Origin of the sequence: Micromonospora sp. NPDC049114 (assembly GCF_040648635.1) — a bacterium.
Taxonomy (GTDB): Bacteria; Actinomycetota; Actinomycetes; order Mycobacteriales; family Micromonosporaceae; genus Micromonospora.
In genome coordinates, this window is the sequence record NZ_JBEZEA010000005.1 from 90,463 (window position 1) to 108,836 (window position 18,374).

Consider the following 18,374-nt stretch of genomic DNA (forward strand, 5'->3'; position numbering starts at 1 on the left):
CTGAGAAGAGCAGTAGGGGTGGCGCTCCTGTTCCCCGGCCAGGGCGCCCAGCGACCCGGCATGGCCACCGGTCTGTACCGCGGCGACCCCGATTTCCGTCGCCACGTGGACGAGGTGTTCGCCCTGTGGGGACCCGAGGGCCCCGCCATCCGGGCGGATTGGCTCGCCGCCGATCCGGTCGTGCCGCTTGACGACTTCCGCCGCTCCCAGCCGTTGCTGTTCGCGGTCGGCTGGGGGCTCGGTCGGAGCGTGCTCGACCGTGGCGTGGTGCCGACGGCTCTGCTTGGGCACAGCGTCGGCGAGGTCGTCGCAGCGACCCTCGCCGGTGTGCTGATCCTGTCGGACGCCGTCCGCGTCCTCAGGGACCGGCTAACCCATCTCGCCGATGCGCCGCCCGGTGGCATGCTCGCGGTGGCCGCGACACCCGAGCAGGTGCAGCCCTACCTCAGCGGAGCAGTGGCGCTCGCCGCCATCAACGGTCCGCGCCAGGTGCTGCTCGCCGGTCCCGACGAACCCCTCGCCCGAGCCGCGCAGCGCCTGCGGGAAGCGGGCATCACCTGCCAGTCGGCCCGTTCCACGGTGGCGTTCCACAGTCCTGCCGTCGCTGCGGAGGCCGCCCGCTCCGTACCGCTGCTGCGCACGGTGCCGTTGCGGCCTCCACGGCTGCCCGTGTACTCCTGTTACACCGGCACCCGGATGACTGCGGCGGTGGCAACCGACCCGCAATACTGGGCCCGGCAGCCTGTCGCGCCGGTCGAATTCGCCGCCGCCCTCGACGCGGTCTGCGCCACCGGGCCGGGCGTGCTTCTCGAGGCCGGCGCGCCGCACGGGCTCACCGTGCTCGCCAGACGTCATCCAACGGTACGACGAGGCGAGTCAACGGCCCTGGCCGCGCTGCCCGTCCGAGCCGGGAGCCGCGAGGACGACCTCGCCACCTTCGCCGCGGCACTGTCCGCCGTCACCGCCCCCGCTTCCAGGACGCCTCGACCGGCACTTGAGCCGCGAGTGTGACGGTCGCACCATGAGTCGTCGTGTGGTCGTCACCGGGCTCGGAGCCGTCGCTCCGGGTGGTATCAACCTCAAGCAGTACTGGGATCTGCTCAGCTCGGGCCGCACCGCGACCCGGCCCATCACCGCCTTCGACCCGTCGCCCTACCGGTCGAGGATCGCCGCCGAGTGCGACTTCGATCCGGTCGAGGCCGGGCTCAGCCCGCAGGAGGCGCGGCGGATGGACCGGGCCACCCAGTTCGCGGTGGCCGCAGCCCGGGAGGCGGTCGCGGGCAGTGGCCTCGACCTGCCCGGCACGGACGGTGAACGGCTGGCCGTGTCGCTGGGCTGCGCGGTCGGCTGCACCACCAGCATGGAACGCGAGTACGTCGTGCTGAGCGACGGCGGCCGGTCCTGGCTGGTCGACCCGGAGTACGCGGTGCCCCACCTGTACGACTGGTTCGTGCCCAGCTCGGCCGCAGCCGAAGTAGCCCACACCGTTGGTGCGCAGGGACCCGTGGCGCTGATCTCCGACGGCTGCACGTCCGGGCTGGACGCCGTCGGGCACGGCGCGGAACTGATCCGCGAGGGCAGCGCCGACGTGGTCGTCGCCGGCGGCACCGACGCGCCGATCTCACCGATCACGCTCGCCTGCTTCGACGCCATCAAGGCGACCAGCCCCCGCAACGACGACGCGGCGCACGCGTCGCGCCCCTTCGACGCCACCCGCAACGGGCTGGTACTCGGCGAAGGTGGAGCCGTGCTCGTGCTGGAGGAGCTGGAACACGCCAGACGCCGTGGCGCACACGTGTACGCGGAGGTCGCCGGGTTCGGTAGCCGTAGCAACGCGTACCACATGACCGGGCTGCGGCCCGACGGTGTGGAGATGGCCGAGGCGGTCCGGGTGGCTTTGAACGAGGCACGGATCGCCCCGGAGGGCGTCGACTACGTCAACGCGCACGGGTCGAGCACCAAGCAGAACGACCGCCACGAGACGGCGGCGTTCAAACGCAGCCTCGGCGACCATGCCTACCGGGTACCGGTGAGCTCGATCAAATCCATGATCGGGCATTCCCTCGGTGCGATCGGCGCGCTCGAGCTGGTCGCCTGCGCGCTGGCCATGGAGTACGGCGTGGTTCCACCGACCGCGAACCTGTACGTCTCCGACCCGGAGTGCGACCTGGACTACGTTCCGCTGACCGCTCGGGAACAGCGGGTCGACACCGTGCTGAGCGTCGGCAGCGGCTTCGGCGGCTTCCAGAGCGCCGTCGTGCTGGCTCGTCCGGATCGGAGGACGGCATGAGCACCGCCGTCGTAACCGGCCTGGGGGTGGCCGCGGCCAACGGGCTGGGCACCGAGGCGTACTGGCGGGCGATTCTGGACGGACGGCCCGGCATCCGGAAGATCAGCCGCTTCGATCCGAGCGGTTACCCGGTGCGCCTGGCCGGTGAGGTGTCCGGCTTCGCCGCCGAGGAGCACCTGCCGGGGCGGCTGCTGCCGCAGACCGACCGGATGACCCGGCTCAGTCTCTACGCGGCCGGGCAGGCTCTGACCGATGCGGGGGTGCCGGACGCCGGCGGGCTTCGCTACGACATCGGCGTCGCCACGGCGTCCTCGATGGGTGGCTTCGAGTTCGGCCAGCGCGAGTTGGAGAACCTGTGGAGCAAGGGCGGCAGTCACGTCAGCGCCTACCAGTCGTTCGCCTGGTTCTACGCGGTCAACTCAGGGCAGATCTCGATCCGTCACAACCTGCGGGGACCCGGTGCGGCCCTGGTCACTGACCACGCGGGCGGTCTGGACGCGGTGGGGCACGCGCGCCGGCAGATTCGTCGCGGCACACCGGCGATACTGACCGGCGGGGTGGACGGCGCCCTCTGTCCGCTCGGGGTCGCCGGGTTGGTGAGCACGGGCGGGTACACCACCCGGACCGACCCGGACGGGGCCTACCGGCCGTTCGCCGCCGACGCGGACGGTGCCGTGCCGGGAGAGGGCGGCGCCCACCTGTTGCTGGAGGACCGGGACGCAGCGCGTGCCCGGGGCGCGAAGGTGTACGGCGAACTGGCGGGATACGCCGCGACGTTCGATCCTGCCGGCGCACCGACGACGGGCCTGCAGCGGGCGATCAACGGGGCCCTGCATGACGCGCAGGTGGCACCGGCCGACGTCGGTCTCGTCTTCGCCGACGGCACGGCCGACCGGGCCGCCGACCGGGCCGAGGCGGCCGCGCTGGCCGCGGTCTTCGGGCCCCGGGCGGTGCCCGTCACCGCGCCCAAGAGCATGGTCGGACGGTTGCAGGCGGGGGCGGCGGCACTGGATCTGGCCACCGCTCTGTTGGCTCTGCGCGATGGTGTCGCCCCGCATACCGAAGGCGTGGACGCGCCCGCCCCGGACTGCCCGATCGACCTCGTGACCGGCGCGCCCCGGCCGCTGCCGCTGAGCTGCGTGCTGGTGCTGGCCCGGGGCAGGGGCGGTTTCAACGCCGCCGCGGTACTCCGCCGGGCGCAGCAGTGACGTCCGAGCGACCCGACAACCGAAGGGATCAATTGCCATGACCACTCGCGAACTGCTCAGCCTCGACGACCTGCGGCGCATCCTGCGGGAGGCGGCCGGCGACGACGACACCGTCGACATCGACGGGGACATCCTCGACACCCCGTTCGTCGAACTCGGCTTCGACTCACTCGCCATCCTGGAGACCGTCTCACGGGTGTCCCGCGAGTTCGCGGTGGCACTGCCGGACGAGGTGGTCGAGCGCTGCGACACGCCCCGGGCGTTCCTGGAAGACGTCAACCGTACGTTGAGCGACGTGTGATCGTACGGCGATGCGCGGCGGACCGTCTGGTCGCCGCGCATCGCCGTGTCCGTCGCCGGTCAGTCGCTGACCGGCTGTAGATGCAGGCGGGCCTGTTCCAGGGTGCGGATGCTGTTGGTACTGAGGTTGTGCTGGACCAGTTCGCGGGCTCCGGCGAGGGTGGCTCCCGGTCCCAGAAGCTCCTCGATGCGCTCGGGTCGCAGCACCACGGTGTGGCGCGAGGTCACCGTCACCCCGCCGCCCTCCGCGCGCAGCGTCCAGGCGCCGGTGTGCGCCGCCAGCAGCGGCGGCAGCGTGGTCTGCTTGTAGACGATCCGCTCGGCGGGAAACCCGACCCGGACCGACGTGGTCGTGTGTACCGGACCGTTCGGGGCCAGGGTGTCCATCTCCAGGATCTGGACGTTCGGCTCGTCCTCGGTGAGTCCGACGCGGGCGACGTGCGGCAGCCGTTCGACCCACCGGTCGGCGCGGTACAGGAAGTCGTACACGTCGGCCGCCGGGGCCGGGACGGTGACGGAATCCTCGAACGAGAGCAGGGTGCGGGCATTCGCGGAACGTGCCGCGGCGCGCAGCGCAGCCAGCTCCGCCGTGCTGTTGGCGTCGACGGCACGTCTCACCCACGCGGCCGAGCCGGGCTCGTCGTCCACGACCGTGAAGTCGTGCAGGAGCACCACCCGGGTGCGGCCGCCGTCGAGCGTCTCGAGGTGCCACTCGCCGCCCATGGACGCCACCGGGGCCGCCGACACCTCTTGCCGGAAGACGACACGACCGGCGGCCGGGTACAGGGTGCGCCGCGAGGTCCACGACCGGACGACGTCGTTCGCGGTGGCCCACAACCGGAGCCGTTCGGTCTGCTCCGGTCCCTCGGTGTGACGTTCGAGGAGGTCGACGTGGACCGTCGGCCCGAAGGTGTACGGCCACCTCGTGACGTCCGCGATGACCGGATACACCGCGTCGACGGGTGCGTTGACGTCGATGCTGTGCCGGGTGATGTGGACTTCGGGTTCGGGCACGGCGGGCCTCCTACTGGTCGGATCGGGTACGACCCGAGCGTTCCGGGTACCGATCGACGTCCGGTGGAGCGCCGTTGGAGAGCTATCGCACGCGCAGCCCGGCACGGAACACCGCGGCGACGTGCCGCAGCGCCCCCGGGTCGACGGCCGGATCACCGTCGACCGCGAGCAGGTCGCCCCGGTACCCGGGTGCTATCCGGCCCACCTGGTCGGCGATCCCGCAGACCTGGGCGGCACCGGAGGTGACGGCTCGTAATGCCTCCGTCGGCGAGAAACCGAGACCTACCATCGCCTGCACCGCATAGGCCAGTGATCCGTGCGGCTTACCGGGCCCGCAGCCGGCGTCGCTGGCGCAGGCGACGGGCACCCCCGAGGTGGCGACGCGCCACAACGCGTCGTGCACAGCTTGCCGCCGGGGATCGGTCCCATCCGCGCCGGTGTGCTCGGCGGGCTGCGGGACCGATCCCAGGGTGAGGGTGACCCGGGTGCCCACGGCCGCCATCCGGTCCAGCAGTGCCGGGTCGACGGCGGTGCCGTCGGCGGTGACGAACGTGCAGTGCTCGACTCCGTCGAATCCCGCCGCCACCGCATCGGCGATACCGTCTGCGGCATGACAGTGCCCGGTGACCGGCAAACCGTGCCGCTTCGCCTCCTTCACGACGGCGGACAGCTCGGCCGGCCCGAACTGCACCTCGTGCGGGTGGGACCCGGCGGTGAGCCGACCGCCCGTGACGATGACCTTGACCACGTCGACGCCCCGCGCCGCCCGGTCCTGGACCGCCGCGCGGATCGCCTCGACGCCCTCGACCTCACCGCCGAGAAACCAGCAGTGGCCGCCGACCGAGGTGATCGGCGGCCCGGCCAGCAGCAACCGTGGACCGAGACGGACGTCGGCCGCCGTCTCGGCTCGTACCCGCAGGCTCAGGTAGCCGCGGTCGCCGAGGTCGCGGGCGGTGGTGACGCCGGCGTCGAGGGTCGCGGCCGCGGCCGACCGCATCCGGTCCAGTACGACGTCGTCGTCGGCGGTGACGAGTCCGGCCACGGTGTCCGCCGCGGCGTCGAACGCGAGATGGACGTGAGCGTCGACGAGACCCGGCATCAGCGTGGCCGAACCCAGGTCGATCACCTCGTCCCCGGGCGGTGGTGGCCCGTCGAACACCGCTCGGATCACGCCGCCGTCGACGAGCACGGTCGGCCGTTCGGCCCGGATCGCGCTTCGGCCGTCGAAGAGCCGCCGTGCTCTTATCGCCACCATCGTTTGTCCTCCGCTGCCCGTGCGCGTCGCCGCTGGGCAGCGTCTCAGCGCCTGCTTGAAGCCGGCTGGAGTGGGGCGAGCAGCTCCCGGACCTGCGAGAGCAGCCGGGGTGACCCGGCGGCCCGGGCGGCGCCGGTCGCCTGCCGGGCCATCACCGGGACCTGATGGTCGCGGCCGCGCTCGTGGGCCAGCAGCGCGAGGCCGGTCAGCGCCTCGCACCGCGCGCCCGGATGACCGATCCGCTCGGCCTCGCGCAGTGCGCGCCGGTACTCCAGCTCCGCACGCCTGTTCAGGCCCTCGTCTCGATAAAGGCCGGCGAGCAGGTTGCGGGCGTTGACCAGCACGGCGAGGTAACCGCCGGATTCGGCGAAAGCGATGGCTCGGGCCACGTGCGAGTGGGCGGGTTTCGGTCGGCCGGTGGCGCGGCGTACCCGGGCCAGCCCGTAGGAGGCGAGCGCGACCGAGTGCGCCGAGCGGGCTGACCGGCCGAGCCGCAACGCCGTCCGTAACCGCCGAACCGCCTCGCGGTGCGCGCCGAGATCAACGCAGACGTCACCGAGCCGGGCCAGGATCTCCGCCTTGGCGGAGTAGTCACCAGCCCGTTCGTCGATCCGCGCCGCGGCGCTGAACTGGCGGTACGCCAGGCGCAGTTCCCCGCGCGCGTGGTGGGCCATCCCGAGGTACAGCAGGCACCGTGCCTGGGCGTGCCGCAGCCCCAGTTGTCGGCACTGTCGCAGGCCACGGTGGAGCAGCCCGATGGCGTCGTGGAACCGCTTGGTCGGCTGTTGCAGGCGATGCATGGCCAGAGCGGTCACGGCGACGACCTCCAACTCGGCCGGACCTCGTCGCCGTAGTTGGTCGCAGGCATGCCGCAGATGGATCTCGGCGGGCCCGAGGTCGTTCAGCCCCTGCAAGGCCAGTCCCAGGTTGAGCCGGGCGACGGCGGCGTACGCGGGCTCGCGTAGCCGGTCGGTGGCCGCAACAGCGGCTTCAGCGGCGATCCGCCAGTCGCCGTGGTGCCGGTCGGCGCCGCAAGGGCCGCGCAGCGCGTCGGTCAGGCCCACGGCGAGCGGGGTCAGCCCGGCGGCTGCGGCGTGCACCGCGACAGCAACGAGGTTGCGGCGCTCCCGTTGCAGCCACGTCCGGGCCGCCCGGTGGCTGCCGAAGGTCGCCGTCCCGATGCCGGCACCGACCCGGACCACGTCTGGGTGACACAGCCGCACCGCCTCGTCGGCGACGGTCAGCAACCGCGTTCCCAGCCGAACCAGCGCGGCCTGCCGATCCGCCGGGGGATCCTCGTCGAGACCCCGCTCGGCGGCGAACCGGGCCACCAGGCTGTGCAGCCGGATGACCCCGTCGGGCCCGAGCTCGGCGATCCGGGCGCGGACCAGGTCCGCCACGGTTCCGGCCGCGTCGGACGGTGACATTCCGGTCAGCTCCGCGATCGTCTCGACGCGGTGCGCGAACCCGGGTACGAGTTCGAGGAACCGGAAGACCCGCCGGACGGCCGGGGGCAGTGCGGAGTAGGCGAGTTCGAAGGCCGTGCGGACCGCTGCCCGCCGGCTGCCGGGCAGGCTGAGCGTGCCGAGCGGGTCAGCGCCGAGCAGTTCGGCGAACTCGCCGATGTCGCGGGTCGGATGGGTGACCAGATGCGCGCCGGCGATCCGGAGTGCCAGGGGCAGCCGGTCACAGCGTTCGACCAGCGCCTCCAGCGCGGCGGGCGTGCGGCCGACCCGGGCCTGGCCGACCATGTCGGTCACCAGTGCCGCGGCCTCGGCGGGGGAGAGCACGTCGAGGGTGACCACGTGGGCGACGTCGCAGCCCAGGGCCGGTGGGTCACCGCGCCGTACGGCCAGGGCCACGCATCCGGCGGGAAGGGGAAGCAGCCCGTGGGGTGGGAGGCCCTCCGGGGCGTCGTCGATCGTCACCAACAGTCGCCGTCCGGCGAGCCGCCGGCGGAGCAGGGCCACCGCGGCCGTGGTGCTGGTCGGCGGTTGCTCCACTCCGGAGGTGGCCAACATCTCCGCGAGGATGTCGGGCCAGGTCCGTTCGGAACCGCACAGGTACCACTGACCGTCGGGAAACCGGGTCCGGAGATGGTGCGCCACCCGCACGGCGAGCGCCGACTTCCCCACCCCTGGCACCCCGGTGAGGCAGACCACCGGTGTGTCGCCCGACTCCAGTGTCGTACACAGGTCGCGGACGATCTCCACCCGCCCGACGAAGTCGGCGATGTCCGGTGGCAGTTGGCATTGTGCCCGCCATACGTCGACGCCCGCCCTCGAGATCGCCACGTTGCGGCGCCTCTGACCTGTCGCGGCGATCAGCCGGCGGTAGCGGGGCCGCAGCTCCGTGTCTGGTGTGGCGCCCAGATCGTTGCGCAGCGTGCCGCGTGCCTGGTGGTACGCCGCTATCGCCGCAGCCCGGTCGCCGGTCTCGGCGAGGGCGTCCATGAGTTGGCCCCACAGGCGCTCGCGCTCTGGATGGGCGAGGGTCGCGGCGCGCAGCTCGCCGATGACCTGCGCGTGCCGGCCCGTGGCCAACGCCAGCTCGAATCGGCGCTCCATCCAGCGCAGTCGGTCATCCTGGAGGGCGGTGACCACCTCCCGCTGGATACGGGCCGACGGCACCAGCGCGAGCGGGTCGCCACGCCACTGGGCCAGGGCCTGCTGCAACCAGGCCAGCTCGACATCGGCGGACCCGGCGCGTCGGGCGGCGCGGGCCTGCGCGATCGCGTCCCGGTAGCGGTCAAGGTCGAGCGATCCCGGCGGCACCACGATCCGGTACGCGCCGGGACGGGTCTCGATCAGATCCGGTCTCTCGGGGTGGACGGCGGCGATCAGGGCCCGCAGGCGGGTGAGGTGCACCTGAAGGGCGCTGCGAGGGTTCTTCGGTGCGCGGTCGTCCCAGAGGGCGTTCGCCAGTTCCGCGGCGGTGACCCAGGTGCCGGCCCGCAGCAGCAGGGTTGCCAGGATGATGCGCTGCTTCGGTGCGGTCACCGGCGCGGAGCGGCCGGCGAGAACCACCGTCAGCGGCCCGAGGACGCGGTACTCCTCCGTCGGGGTGGCGTCCTCGCCGCCGGCTTGCACGCTCACACGGTCCTCCTTCGCGAACAACCCCTTCCATCATCGCTCGTCGATGTTGCGAGCCGGGATCGCGAAGGTTGACAAGTGTCATGCGCGTTGCAGGGCCGGGGTCGTACGCGGTCGTAGGCCCAGAGCCTCGGCCAGCAGCGCGTACGAGCGCACGCGGTCGCTGTGTCCGTGAATGGTGGACAACACCACGAACTCGTCCACACCCACCGCGGCGGCCATCGCGGTGAGCTGCTCGGCGACGTCGGTGGGGGAGCCGACCGCGTATCGCGGCCACTCCTCCCGCTCGCCGGTCGCCGCCGCGGGCCGGGAGTGGAGTTCCGCGAGCGCGGTCTCCGGCGCTGGTACCGGACGCAGGTCGCCCTGCGTCATGCGTTGCCGGAACAGGCGCTGGCTGGCGAAGACGTGCTCGGCTTCGGCGCGGGTCGGCGCACAGTACACCCCGATGCCGACCATCACCCGCGGGCTGTCACCGCCACGGGTGTCGAAACTTTCGCGGTACGCCCGGACCGCTTCGGTGACGACCTCGGGACGGCCGAAGTGCGCGAACGAGTAGGGCAGGCCGAGCCGCCCGGCGAGCACGGCACTCGACGGGCTCGCGCCCAGCAGCCAGACCTGCGGCACGCCGTCCACCGTCGGCATGACGCCGCCCCGGTCGCCTGGCTCGCCCAGGAATGCCCGTACGGCACTGACCTGCTCGGCGAAGGCGTGGTCGGAGTAGTCGCCCAGGGAGGGGTTGAGTAGCCGGGCGTCCCGGGACGAGGCTCCGGCGCCTCGGCCGATGCCCAGATCGATCCGGCCCGGGGCCAGGGCCTGGAGCACCCGGAACGTCTCGGCCACCTTGAACGGACTGTAGTACGGCAGCAGCACGCCGCCGCTGCCGATGCGCAGGCCGGTCGTCTCCGCGGTGAGCCGCGCGATCATGATCTCGGGGGCCGGGCTCGCGAACGACGCCGTGGCGTGGTGTTCGGCGAGCCAGTAGCGGTGGTACCCGAGGGCGTCGGCCTTACGAGCCAGATCGAGCGTGTTGGTCAGCGCCTGAGTCGGTGTGGACCCCTCCGGGATCATCGACTGGTCCAGGATCGACAACTGCACGGGATGACTCCCTCGTTCGGGTCTCAGGTGTCGGCGGGCATGACGACCGGGCGGGTCAGCCGCGCCACCACGGAGGCCAGCCGGTCGTCGAAGGCGGCGGCGTCCAGTGCCGCACTGAGTTCGGCGCGGCTGACCAGGGCGGCCGCGGCGTGCCGTTCGGCGCCCAGGTCGGTGATCTGGCAGTAGACGCCGCGACGGTCGTGGTCGCAGCTGACCCGGGCGGCGAATTGCTTGGCGGTGAGCCGACTGACCAGGCGGCTCATCGAGGACTGGTCGAGGGCAACCGCGTCGCTGAGGTCCTGGATGCGCATGCCGCGCGGGTTGCCGCGGGTCAGCTCGTCGAGCACCAGCAGCTCGGTGAGGGTGAGGTCGAACTCTCGCACGAGGCGCTTGTCGAGTGCCTGGCCCAGGCGGCCGGTGAGGACCGTCAGTTGCCGCCACAGGTCGAGCACGTCCGGCTGCCCGCCGCGTCGTTCCGCCATGCCGCCCGCCCTCCGAGTCGTCGCCGTACACCTTACACGTCCATGCGGATTCAATGTATAGGCATTCACTTCTTGTGGACTACGAGCGAAAGATGACTGCCGAGAAGGGGTTATCGAGCTTAAAAATGTCTGCACCTACATGTATTCTGTGCGCGTCAATACCGGACCGTACTGCCGCTCGGAGGTAACGACCATGGCCAGCGACACCAGCGCGCCCCAGCGCGCGCCCGGCGACAAGCCCGCTGACCCGGGGGCCGACCGCCTCGATCCCGCATTCCTCAAGATGGCCGGAGTCCTGCTGCTGGCGCTCCTCATGGCCCTGCTGGACGAGACCATCGTCAACGTCGGGGTGGACCGCCTCGTCACCGTCTTCGGGACCACCCTGCCGACCATCCAGTGGGTCACCGCCGGATACCTGCTCGCCGTCGCCGTCGCGACCCCGATCTCCGGCTGGGGCGTCGACCGCTTCGGTGTTCGTCAGGTCTGGGTGTTCGCGGTCGTCCTGTTCACCGTCGGTTCGCTGCTGTCCGGACTGGCCTGGTCGGCCGGCAGTCTGATCGCGTTCCGCCTGCTCCAGGGGCTCGGCGGCGGAATGATCTTCCCGGTCGTGCAGGCCGCGATCGCCCGCGCCGCGGGCCCGGCCAGGGTCACCAAGGCGATGGGGCTGATTTCGATCCCGCTGACCATCGGGCCGGTGCTGGGGCCGATCCTCGGCGGCTTCTTCGTCGACGACATCAGCTGGCGGTGGATGTTCCTCATCAACCTGCCGGTCGGTGCCATCGCCCTGCTGCTCGCGCTTCGGACGCTGCCGGCCGACGCTCCGGACCGCGCCGGGCCGCGGCCACGCCTCGACGTCCTCGGTCTGGCCCTGCTCTCACCCGGCTTCGCGGTGCTCATCTACGGGCTCACCACCGCGGCCCACCGCGGCGACTTCGGCGATCCTGCGGCGCTCACCGCCTTCGCCGTCGGCGTGGCGCTGCTGCTGGCGTACGTGCTGCACGCCCGCCGCGCGGCCGAGCCCCTGATCGACGTGCGGCTGTTCACCCAACGCGGCTTCACGATGTCGGTGGTCACCATGCTGCTCGTCGGGGCGGTCGCCAACACGTTGCTCTTCCTGACGCCGCTGTACTACCAGCAGTCACGCGGCTTCGGAGCCCTGCACGCGGGCCTGCTCATGGTGCCCTCGGGCATCCTCGGCGCGGCCGGGGCGATCTCCGTCGGCAAGGCCGGCGCCCGGCTCACCGCCCGCGTGACCGCACCGATCGGCATGCTGCTCGCCACGATCGCCGCGCTGGTGCTGTCCGGCGTCGGTGATGACACCTCGACGGTCCTGACCGCGATCGCGTTCGGCGTCGGCGGCTTCGGCATCGGCTTCACGGTGCCCGGCCTGATGGCGTTCATGTACCTCGCGGTCGGTCCCGACCACGCTCCCCGGGCCACCAGCGCCCTGTTCATCCTCAACCAAATCGGCGGCTCGTTGGGCATCGCCGTGGTCGCGGTCGCCCTGCAAGACCGACTCGGTGGCACCTCGGGCTTCCCCGCGGAAGCGTACGGCCGGACGTACTGGCTGGTGGCGGGCTTCGCCGTGGTGGCGGGGCTCGCCGCGTCCCTGGTACCCGGACCGTGGCGGGCCCCGGAGCAGCAACGGGCGTAACGCTCGGGCCTTTCTCGACCGTGCCGCGAGCACAGCCGGCTACAACCGGCAGCGGTGGTGCTCCGCCGCCGCGGCAACGGAAGGGATACCCGCATGCGTGTCATCCGTTACTACGAGCACGGTGGTCCGGAGGTGCTGACCGTCGACAAGGCACAGGAACCGGTGCCCGGCGACGGTCAGCTCCTGGTCCAGGTCGAGGCGGTCGGGGTCAACTTCATCGAGACCCAGCTGCGCTCCGGTACGGCGCCCTTCCCGTCCCCGGTGCCCAGGGCACCGCACGGTGACGTGGTCGGCCGGGTCGTCGCAGCCGGGCCCGGCGCACACCGTTTCGCCGTCGGTGACCGGTTGGCCGCCTGGGGCGTGACCGACGCGTACGCCGATCTGGTGCTGGTCGGTGACACCCAGGCGGTGCTGGTGCCGGACGATGTTCCGGCACCGGTCGCCACCGCTCTCGCCTCGACGGCCCAGGTCGCCGCGAGCGTGCTGAGCGTCGGCCGGCTTTCCCGCGGTGAGACGGTGCTGGTGCACGCCGCCGCCGGCGCGATCGGCCACCTCGTCACCCAACTGGCCCGGCTGCGCGGGGCGGGCCTGGTGATCGGCGGCGTCGGCTCGCCGGCAAAGGCGGATTTCGTCCGTGACCACGGCGCCGACGCCGTCGTGGACTACTCGCGGCCGGACTGGCCCGACCACGTCCGTGCGGCCACCGGCGGCGCCGGCGTCGACGTGGTCCTCGACAGCGTGGAAGGCGCGGTCCTGTCGCCGAGCATCGCTCTGCTCAACCCGTTCGGCCGGCTCGTCTACTACGGATTCGCGGGTGCCTCGGGCGAGGCCGGCCGGGTCACGCTGACCGATCTGCTCGGCCTGCGGACCGTCGTCGGTACGGCCCTCGACGCCTGGCTCGCCGCCGCACCGAAGGAAGCAGCCCGCAACCAACGGGAGCTGACCGAACTGGTGCGTGACGGCCGGTTGCGGGTCGCCGTTCACACGGTCCTTCCCCTGGAGGAGGCGGCCCAGGCCCACCGGCTCATCGAGGACCGCCGTCAGCTCGGCCGCGTGGTGCTCGTCCCGTGACCGCCGTCGAGCATCGGCCCCTCCTGGTGGTCGGGGCCGGACCGGCCGGCCTGAGCACAGCGATCTTCGCGGGCCGGCACGGCATCAGTCCGCTGGTCGTGGAACGCCGCCCGGGCACCTCCACCGCCGTCAAGGCGACCGGGCAGTACCCGCACACCATGGAGGCGTTGCGCATCGCCGGCGTGGCCGAGCGGATCCATGAGCTGAGCCGCCCGGACCGCAGCGAGTTCAGCATGGTCCTCGCGCCCCGGCTGGCCGGGCCGGTCATCCGTACCCTGGTCAGTGGCAGGGAACTCAGCATGCGCCACGTGTCCGCGGAGGAGTGGTGCACCGCGAGCCAGTCCGGTGCGGAACGGGCGCTGGCTGAGCGTGCGCAGGAAGTCGGGGCCGAGCTGCGCTTCGGCACCAGGCTGCTCGGTCTCGCCCAGGACGCCGACGGTGTCACCGCTCATGTCGAGGAGGTGGACACCGGCAGGAGGTACCGGATCCGGGCGCGATACGTGGTGGCCGCGGACGGCTGGCGCAGCCCGGTCCGCGAGGCGCTCGGCATTTCACTGCAGGGCAGGGGTGTGGTCGGCCAGGTCCTGCGAGTGCTGTTCAAAGCGGACCTCCGCGAGCCACTCGCGCACACCCCGGGGGCTGCCGACAGCTCCCGCTTCGCGGCGTTCCACATCGGCCGCGCGGTGCTGTTCAATACCGAGATACCCGGACTGTACGGCTACTTCCGCCACCTGGCGCCCGAGCTTCCCGAGGGCTGGCACAGCTCCGCGGACGGGGTCGTCCGGCAGATCGCGGCGGATCTCGGGCTCGGCGAGGACGTACCCCTGGACATCGTCGAGTCCGGTGAGACGTCGATCGCCTGCGGCGTTGCCGAACGGTTCCAGTCGGACCGGATACTCCTGGCTGGTGACGCCGCCCACGTGATGCCGCCGACCGGCGGGCTGGGCGGCAACACCGCGATCCTGGACGGGCTCTACCTGGGCTGGCGGCTCGCCGCCGTGCTACAGGGCTGGGCCGGCCCCGACCTCCTGCGCACCTTCGAGACCGAACGTCGACCGTACGCCCGGCTGTTGGTCGAGCAGCAGTTCGCCAACCTCGTCGAACGGGTAGCGCCGGAACTACGCGACGACGACGTTCCCGAACCGCTGCCGCCGACGGTGCTGGCCTTTGGCTACCGCTACCCCTCGGGAGCCGTGCTGACGGAACCCGGCGAGGACGGTGCGCTGGTGGAAGACCCTGCCTCGGCGACGGGCCGGCCCGGGTCGCGGGCTGCCTACCTACCGCTGGTCACCCCGGAGGGCGCCGCGTCATCGACGACAGCGCTGTTCGGCTCCGGCTTCGTGCTGCTGACCGGCGCGGCGGGCGAAGGCTGGAACGCACCCGCGATCCGCACCGCCGAGCGTCTCGGCGTTCCCCTCACGGTGCACACCATCACGGCCGAGCACTTCCCGGCCCGCTACGGAGTTGGACCTACCGGCGCCTCGTTGGTGCGCCCCGACCGCTTCGTCGCATGGCGGACGCCTGACCTGGTGGATGATCCCGGTGCTCGGCTGGAGGAGGTTCTACGGGCTGTCCTGCGACGGTGAGCAAGGAGTTCCGCCGACGGCGACGGCGCCGGCACGGCCCGGCTCCGTCGCTATCGTCCGGGTCGATCGACCGGGCGCCGTGCAGGGCCACCAGTTCGGGGCGTACGTCGTCGCCGACGGTGACCACGGCACACCGAGACGAGCCCGGAAGCAGGTCCCGTACCTGCTCGGCGTCACGGGCGTCGTCCAACAGGAGAAGCACGCGCCGGTCGGTGAGCCGGGCCCGATAGGCGTTGACCAGGTGCCGCCTGCCCGCCGGAATGGCGTCGGGCGTCGCACCGGACAATCGCAGTAGCCGGGCCAGCAACCGGCCCGGATCGCGGGGCCGCCCGTCGGGGTCGGTCAGCCGCACGTACCACTGGCCGTCCGGAAACTCCTCGCGGAGCTGTCGGGCCAGCGCGACGAGATCCGTGGTCCGCTCCGCTCCGGCCGGCCCGGCCAGGCAGACCAGCGGCAGCGCGGTGCCGTCGTGTCGACTGGTCAGGGCATCGATGACCGCGGCCCATCCATCGCCGTGCAGGGTCCGGTGGGCGGCCGGTGCGGGCACATCGGTCCGCGCGTGCCAGTGGTCGCCGGCGATCCGCCGGTATTCGGCGGCGAGCTCCGGCCCCGGTGCCAGGCCCAGCCGGGTCCGGAGGGTCGCGGCAGCCTCCTCGTACGCGGCCATCGCCGCCTGGCGGTCGCCGGCTCGACGCAGCGCGGACACGAGCAGGGCCCATGGCCGCTCGCGCGTCGGGTGCAGGGCGACCAGAGCACGCAGGCGCGGCACGAGCTCGCCGGGCGGATACGCCTCGAGTTCGAACCGTCGCTCGAGTAGCCGCAACCGTTCCTCGATCAGTGCCGGCCCGGCTTCGGTGGCGAGGGAGGGGACGGCGGCGAGTGAGGCGATCGCCGTCCCTCCGGGAGGGCCGTCGCGCCACTCTTCCAGGGCTGCCCGGATGTGCGTCAGCTCGCTGTTCGTATCGCCGAGCTGCCGGGCCCGCAGTGCTTCCTGAGCGGCGCTGCGGAACCGGAACAGATCCACGGTCTCGGGTGGCGTCTGCAGCAGGTATCCACCGCCGAGCGAGCGAACCCGGGGCCAGCCCGGGCGCTCGGTCGTCCCGCTACGGTCGCCGATCGCTGCTCGCAACCGTGCGACGTGGACATGGAGCGCCGCCGCCGGCACCGCCGGTGGCCGCTGATCCCACAGGCGCCAGTAGAGCTCATCCATCGGCACCTCGTCGTTGGCCCGCATCAACAAGGTCACCAGGAGAGCGCGCTGCTTCGGAGCGCGTACCGGCAACCGGACTCCGTCGAGTGTGACGTCCAACGCGCCGAGAAGGCGAAAGTCGATCACCGAGTCCTCCCCGTTGGACAGTCGGTTGCGCAACGTTGTCTCGCGATCGCCCTTTGTGTTCCCGGCTCATCCTGCCCGCGCCGATCCGAGCCTGGCAACGCGGTCAGCCGTGATGCCGGTCTCACGGGCCGTTCTCCACCGTGCCTCCAGAACCCGCCGGTACGAAGGGACCGAGAGGGAGGACCTTGTGAAGGCATTCGTTACGTCCGCGGACGTGTCCCACGGAATCCATCTGGAATCGCTGCCCGACCCGCGCCCCGCTCCCGGCGAAGCGCTGATCGAGGTCCGGGCCGTCGCGGTCAACCGGGCCGACCTGCTGCTCGCCGCCCGCCGCCCACCGGGAGCCCAGCTTGGTCTGGACGTCGCCGGCACGGTCGTCCAAGCGGCTGCGGACGGCACCGGCCCACCGCCCGGCACGCCCGTCGCCGGACTGGCGGCCTCGACCGGCTGGGCCCAGCTCTGCGCCGTTCGCACCGACCGCATCGCGGCACTGCCCGACGGTATCGAGCCGGCCATCGCGGCGGCGGTACCGGTAGCCGGCCTCACGGCGCTGTACGCCCTGCAGCGGGCCGGGTGGCTGCTCGGCCGCTCGGTGCTGGTAACCGGTGCCAGCGGTGGTGTCGGCGGATTCGTGGCGGACCTGGCCGCCGCAGCCGGAGCGGCGGCGCTGGGGTGGACCGGCACACCGGAACGAGGCCGGCACCTGATCGAGCGGGGCCATCGGATCCACGCGGGTTACGCGGCACCGCCCGACGAGACGGTCGATGTGGTGGTCGACAGCGTCGGCGGGACCGTCTTCCGCGACGCGTTCGTCAAACTGCGCGCTGGTGGCGTGGCGGTGGTCTTCGGCAACACCGTCCGGGCCGACCTGATCCTGCCACCGGACTGGGGGCACGCCCGCGCCGGCGTACGCCTGGAGCACCTCTTCCTGCTAGACGAGATCGAGCGCCGCCCAGCCGCCAAGGACCTGGCAACGCTGTTCGGCCTCGTCGCCGACGGCCGTCTACGACCGCACGTCGGGCTGCGCGCCGACTGGACGGACGCCGACTCAGCGATCGAGGCACTACTGGAGCGCCAGGTCACCGGTCGGGTCGTACTCGGCCTGTGACATCACCACCCCGAGAGAGGACAGACACCACGATGACGCAATCGACGAGCCACGGCGCCGCCCTGGTCACCGGCGGCACGAGCGGTATCGGCCTGGCCGTGGTCGAGACCCTGGCCGAGAGCGGCCGCCCGACCTTCTTCTGCGCCCGCGACGCCGAGCAGGTCGCCACGATCACCGACAAACTCCGCGGCCGTGGCCTGGACGTCGACGGCGCCGTGGCCGACGTCCGATCCACCGAAGACGTCAGCCGGCTCGTCGCCGCCGCCGTGGACCGATTCGGACCGATCACCGTACTGGTCAACAACGCCGGCCGATCCGGCGGCGGAGTCACGGCCGACCTCGACGACGCGCTCTGGGACGACGTGCTCGCCACCAACCTCACCGCCACCTTCCGGGTGACCCGCGAAGTGCTTCGAGCCGGTGGCATCCGGGAGCAGGGCTGGGGACGCATCATCAACGTCGCCTCCACCGCCGGCAAACAGGGCGTGGCGCTCGCCGCTCCGTACACCGCCGCCAAGCACGGCGTGGTCGGGTTCACCAAGGCGCTCGGGTTCGAACTGGCTGGTAGCGGGATCACCGTCAACGCGGTGTGCCCGGGCTATGTGGAGACGCCGATGGCCGTCCGGGTCCGTCAGGGATACGCCGCGCACTGGGGTGTGACCGAGGGCGCGGTGCTGGAACGTTTCCAGGCAAAGATCCCGCTCGGGCGCTACTCGACGCCCGAGGAGGTTGCCGGGCTCGTCGGTTACCTGGTCACCGACACGGCAGCCTCGATGACCGCCCAGGCGGTCAACGTTTGTGGTGGTCTGGGCAACTACTGATCGTCGACCGTCCGCACGCGGAGGCCGTCCGGGAAAGGTGCCCCGGACGGCCGCCGCGTGTG

The 18,374-nt window shown here is 72.1% G+C and carries 15 protein-coding genes; 9 read left to right on the forward strand and 6 right to left on the reverse strand.

Annotation, left to right across the window (positions count from 1 at the left end; translation table 11 throughout):
- Window positions 1-18: 18 nt before the first annotated feature.
- Genes AB0B39_RS17315 through AB0B39_RS17330 form a run of 4 tightly spaced genes read left to right on the forward strand, consistent with a single transcriptional unit; the run spans window position 19 to window position 3,799 of the window.
- Window positions 19-1,011 carry an acyltransferase domain-containing protein gene (locus AB0B39_RS17315; RefSeq protein ID WP_357489375.1) on the forward strand — a complete coding sequence of 331 codons (993 nt, stop codon included), beginning with the start codon at window positions 19-21 and terminating at the stop codon, window positions 1,009-1,011.
- Window positions 1,012-1,021: 10 nt separating this feature from the next.
- The gene (locus tag AB0B39_RS17320; protein WP_357489377.1) at window positions 1,022-2,290 is read left to right on the forward strand and encodes a beta-ketoacyl-[acyl-carrier-protein] synthase family protein; all 1,269 of its coding nucleotides are present in this window, start codon (window positions 1,022-1,024) and stop codon (window positions 2,288-2,290) included.
- Entirely contained in the window at window positions 2,287-3,498 is a 1,212-nt protein-coding gene (locus tag AB0B39_RS17325) for a beta-ketoacyl synthase N-terminal-like domain-containing protein (RefSeq protein WP_357489379.1), read from the forward strand. Before AB0B39_RS17320 ends, AB0B39_RS17325 begins: the two co-directional genes overlap by 4 nt.
- 37 nt (window positions 3,499-3,535) lie before the next feature.
- Window positions 3,536-3,799, forward strand: coding sequence for an acyl carrier protein (locus tag AB0B39_RS17330; protein ID WP_357489381.1), 264 nt, complete (start codon window positions 3,536-3,538; stop codon window positions 3,797-3,799).
- A gap of 59 nt (window positions 3,800-3,858) precedes the next feature.
- Here AB0B39_RS17330 and AB0B39_RS17335 read toward each other — a convergent pair whose 3' ends face one another.
- The 5 genes from AB0B39_RS17335 to AB0B39_RS17355 all read right to left on the reverse strand — a co-directional run bounded on the left by AB0B39_RS17335 (window position 3,859) and on the right by AB0B39_RS17355 (window position 10,736).
- Window positions 3,859-4,812: an aromatase/cyclase gene (locus AB0B39_RS17335; protein ID WP_357489383.1), complete on the reverse strand. Its 954-nt coding sequence runs from the start codon at window positions 4,810-4,812 to the stop codon at window positions 3,859-3,861.
- A gap of 82 nt (window positions 4,813-4,894) precedes the next feature.
- Entirely contained in the window at window positions 4,895-6,067 is a 1,173-nt protein-coding gene (locus AB0B39_RS17340) for an amidohydrolase family protein (RefSeq protein WP_357489385.1), read from the reverse strand.
- 44 nt (window positions 6,068-6,111) lie between these two features.
- Window positions 6,112-9,162, reverse strand: coding sequence for a BTAD domain-containing putative transcriptional regulator (locus AB0B39_RS17345; RefSeq protein ID WP_357489387.1), 3,051 nt, complete (start codon window positions 9,160-9,162; stop codon window positions 6,112-6,114).
- 78 nt (window positions 9,163-9,240) lie between these two features.
- Entirely contained in the window at window positions 9,241-10,254 is a 1,014-nt protein-coding gene (locus AB0B39_RS17350) for an LLM class flavin-dependent oxidoreductase (protein ID WP_357489389.1), read from the reverse strand.
- A 23-nt stretch (window positions 10,255-10,277) separates the two neighbouring features.
- The gene (locus AB0B39_RS17355) at window positions 10,278-10,736 is read right to left on the reverse strand and encodes a MarR family transcriptional regulator (RefSeq protein WP_357489391.1); all 459 of its coding nucleotides are present in this window, start codon (window positions 10,734-10,736) and stop codon (window positions 10,278-10,280) included.
- Between the two features lie 193 nt (window positions 10,737-10,929).
- Between AB0B39_RS17355 and AB0B39_RS17360 the strand changes: the two genes are divergently transcribed.
- The 3 genes from AB0B39_RS17360 to AB0B39_RS17370 all read left to right on the forward strand — a co-directional run bounded on the left by AB0B39_RS17360 (window position 10,930) and on the right by AB0B39_RS17370 (window position 15,047).
- On the forward strand, window positions 10,930-12,390 hold the full coding sequence (locus tag AB0B39_RS17360) for a DHA2 family efflux MFS transporter permease subunit (RefSeq protein WP_357489393.1): 1,461 nt from the start codon (window positions 10,930-10,932) through the stop codon (window positions 12,388-12,390).
- Window positions 12,391-12,483: 93 nt separating this feature from the next.
- A complete protein-coding gene (locus AB0B39_RS17365; protein WP_357489395.1) occupies window positions 12,484-13,461 on the forward strand; it encodes a zinc-binding dehydrogenase in 978 nt (325 codons plus the stop codon).
- A complete protein-coding gene (locus AB0B39_RS17370) occupies window positions 13,458-15,047 on the forward strand; it encodes an FAD-dependent monooxygenase (RefSeq protein ID WP_357489397.1) in 1,590 nt (529 codons plus the stop codon). Before AB0B39_RS17365 ends, AB0B39_RS17370 begins: the two co-directional genes overlap by 4 nt.
- On the opposite strand, the gene AB0B39_RS17375 is transcribed toward AB0B39_RS17370, so the two are convergent.
- The gene (locus AB0B39_RS17375) at window positions 14,932-16,383 is read right to left on the reverse strand and encodes a BTAD domain-containing putative transcriptional regulator (protein WP_357489399.1); all 1,452 of its coding nucleotides are present in this window, start codon (window positions 16,381-16,383) and stop codon (window positions 14,932-14,934) included. The two genes, AB0B39_RS17370 and AB0B39_RS17375, sit on opposite strands and share 116 nt — an antisense overlap.
- 187 nt (window positions 16,384-16,570) lie before the next feature.
- Here AB0B39_RS17375 and AB0B39_RS17380 point away from each other — a divergent pair, with 187 nt between their 5' ends.
- Together AB0B39_RS17380 and AB0B39_RS17385 are read left to right on the forward strand one after the other, a co-directional pair.
- Window positions 16,571-17,491, forward strand: a complete 921-nt coding sequence (locus AB0B39_RS17380) for a zinc-binding dehydrogenase (RefSeq protein WP_357489401.1) — start codon at window positions 16,571-16,573, stop codon at window positions 17,489-17,491.
- A gap of 32 nt (window positions 17,492-17,523) precedes the next feature.
- Window positions 17,524-18,312: an SDR family NAD(P)-dependent oxidoreductase gene (locus AB0B39_RS17385; protein WP_357489403.1), complete on the forward strand. Its 789-nt coding sequence runs from the start codon at window positions 17,524-17,526 to the stop codon at window positions 18,310-18,312.
- Window positions 18,313-18,374: the final 62 nt, after the last annotated feature.

Coding starts and splice junctions, on each gene's coding strand:
- AB0B39_RS17330 (WP_357489381.1), top strand. CDS start 3,536: ATGACCACTCGCGAACTGCTCAGCCTCGACGACCTGCGGCGCATCCTG.
- AB0B39_RS17355 (WP_357489391.1), bottom strand. CDS start 10,736: ATGGCGGAACGACGCGGCGGGCAGCCGGACGTGCTCGACCTGTGGCGG.
- AB0B39_RS17360 (WP_357489393.1), top strand. CDS start 10,930: ATGGCCAGCGACACCAGCGCGCCCCAGCGCGCGCCCGGCGACAAGCCC.
- AB0B39_RS17365 (WP_357489395.1), top strand. CDS start 12,484: ATGCGTGTCATCCGTTACTACGAGCACGGTGGTCCGGAGGTGCTGACC.
- AB0B39_RS17320 (WP_357489377.1), top strand. CDS start 1,022: ATGAGTCGTCGTGTGGTCGTCACCGGGCTCGGAGCCGTCGCTCCGGGT.
- AB0B39_RS17325 (WP_357489379.1), top strand. CDS start 2,287: ATGAGCACCGCCGTCGTAACCGGCCTGGGGGTGGCCGCGGCCAACGGG.
- AB0B39_RS17340 (WP_357489385.1), bottom strand. CDS start 6,067: ATGGTGGCGATAAGAGCACGGCGGCTCTTCGACGGCCGAAGCGCGATC.
- AB0B39_RS17385 (WP_357489403.1), top strand. CDS start 17,524: ATGACGCAATCGACGAGCCACGGCGCCGCCCTGGTCACCGGCGGCACG.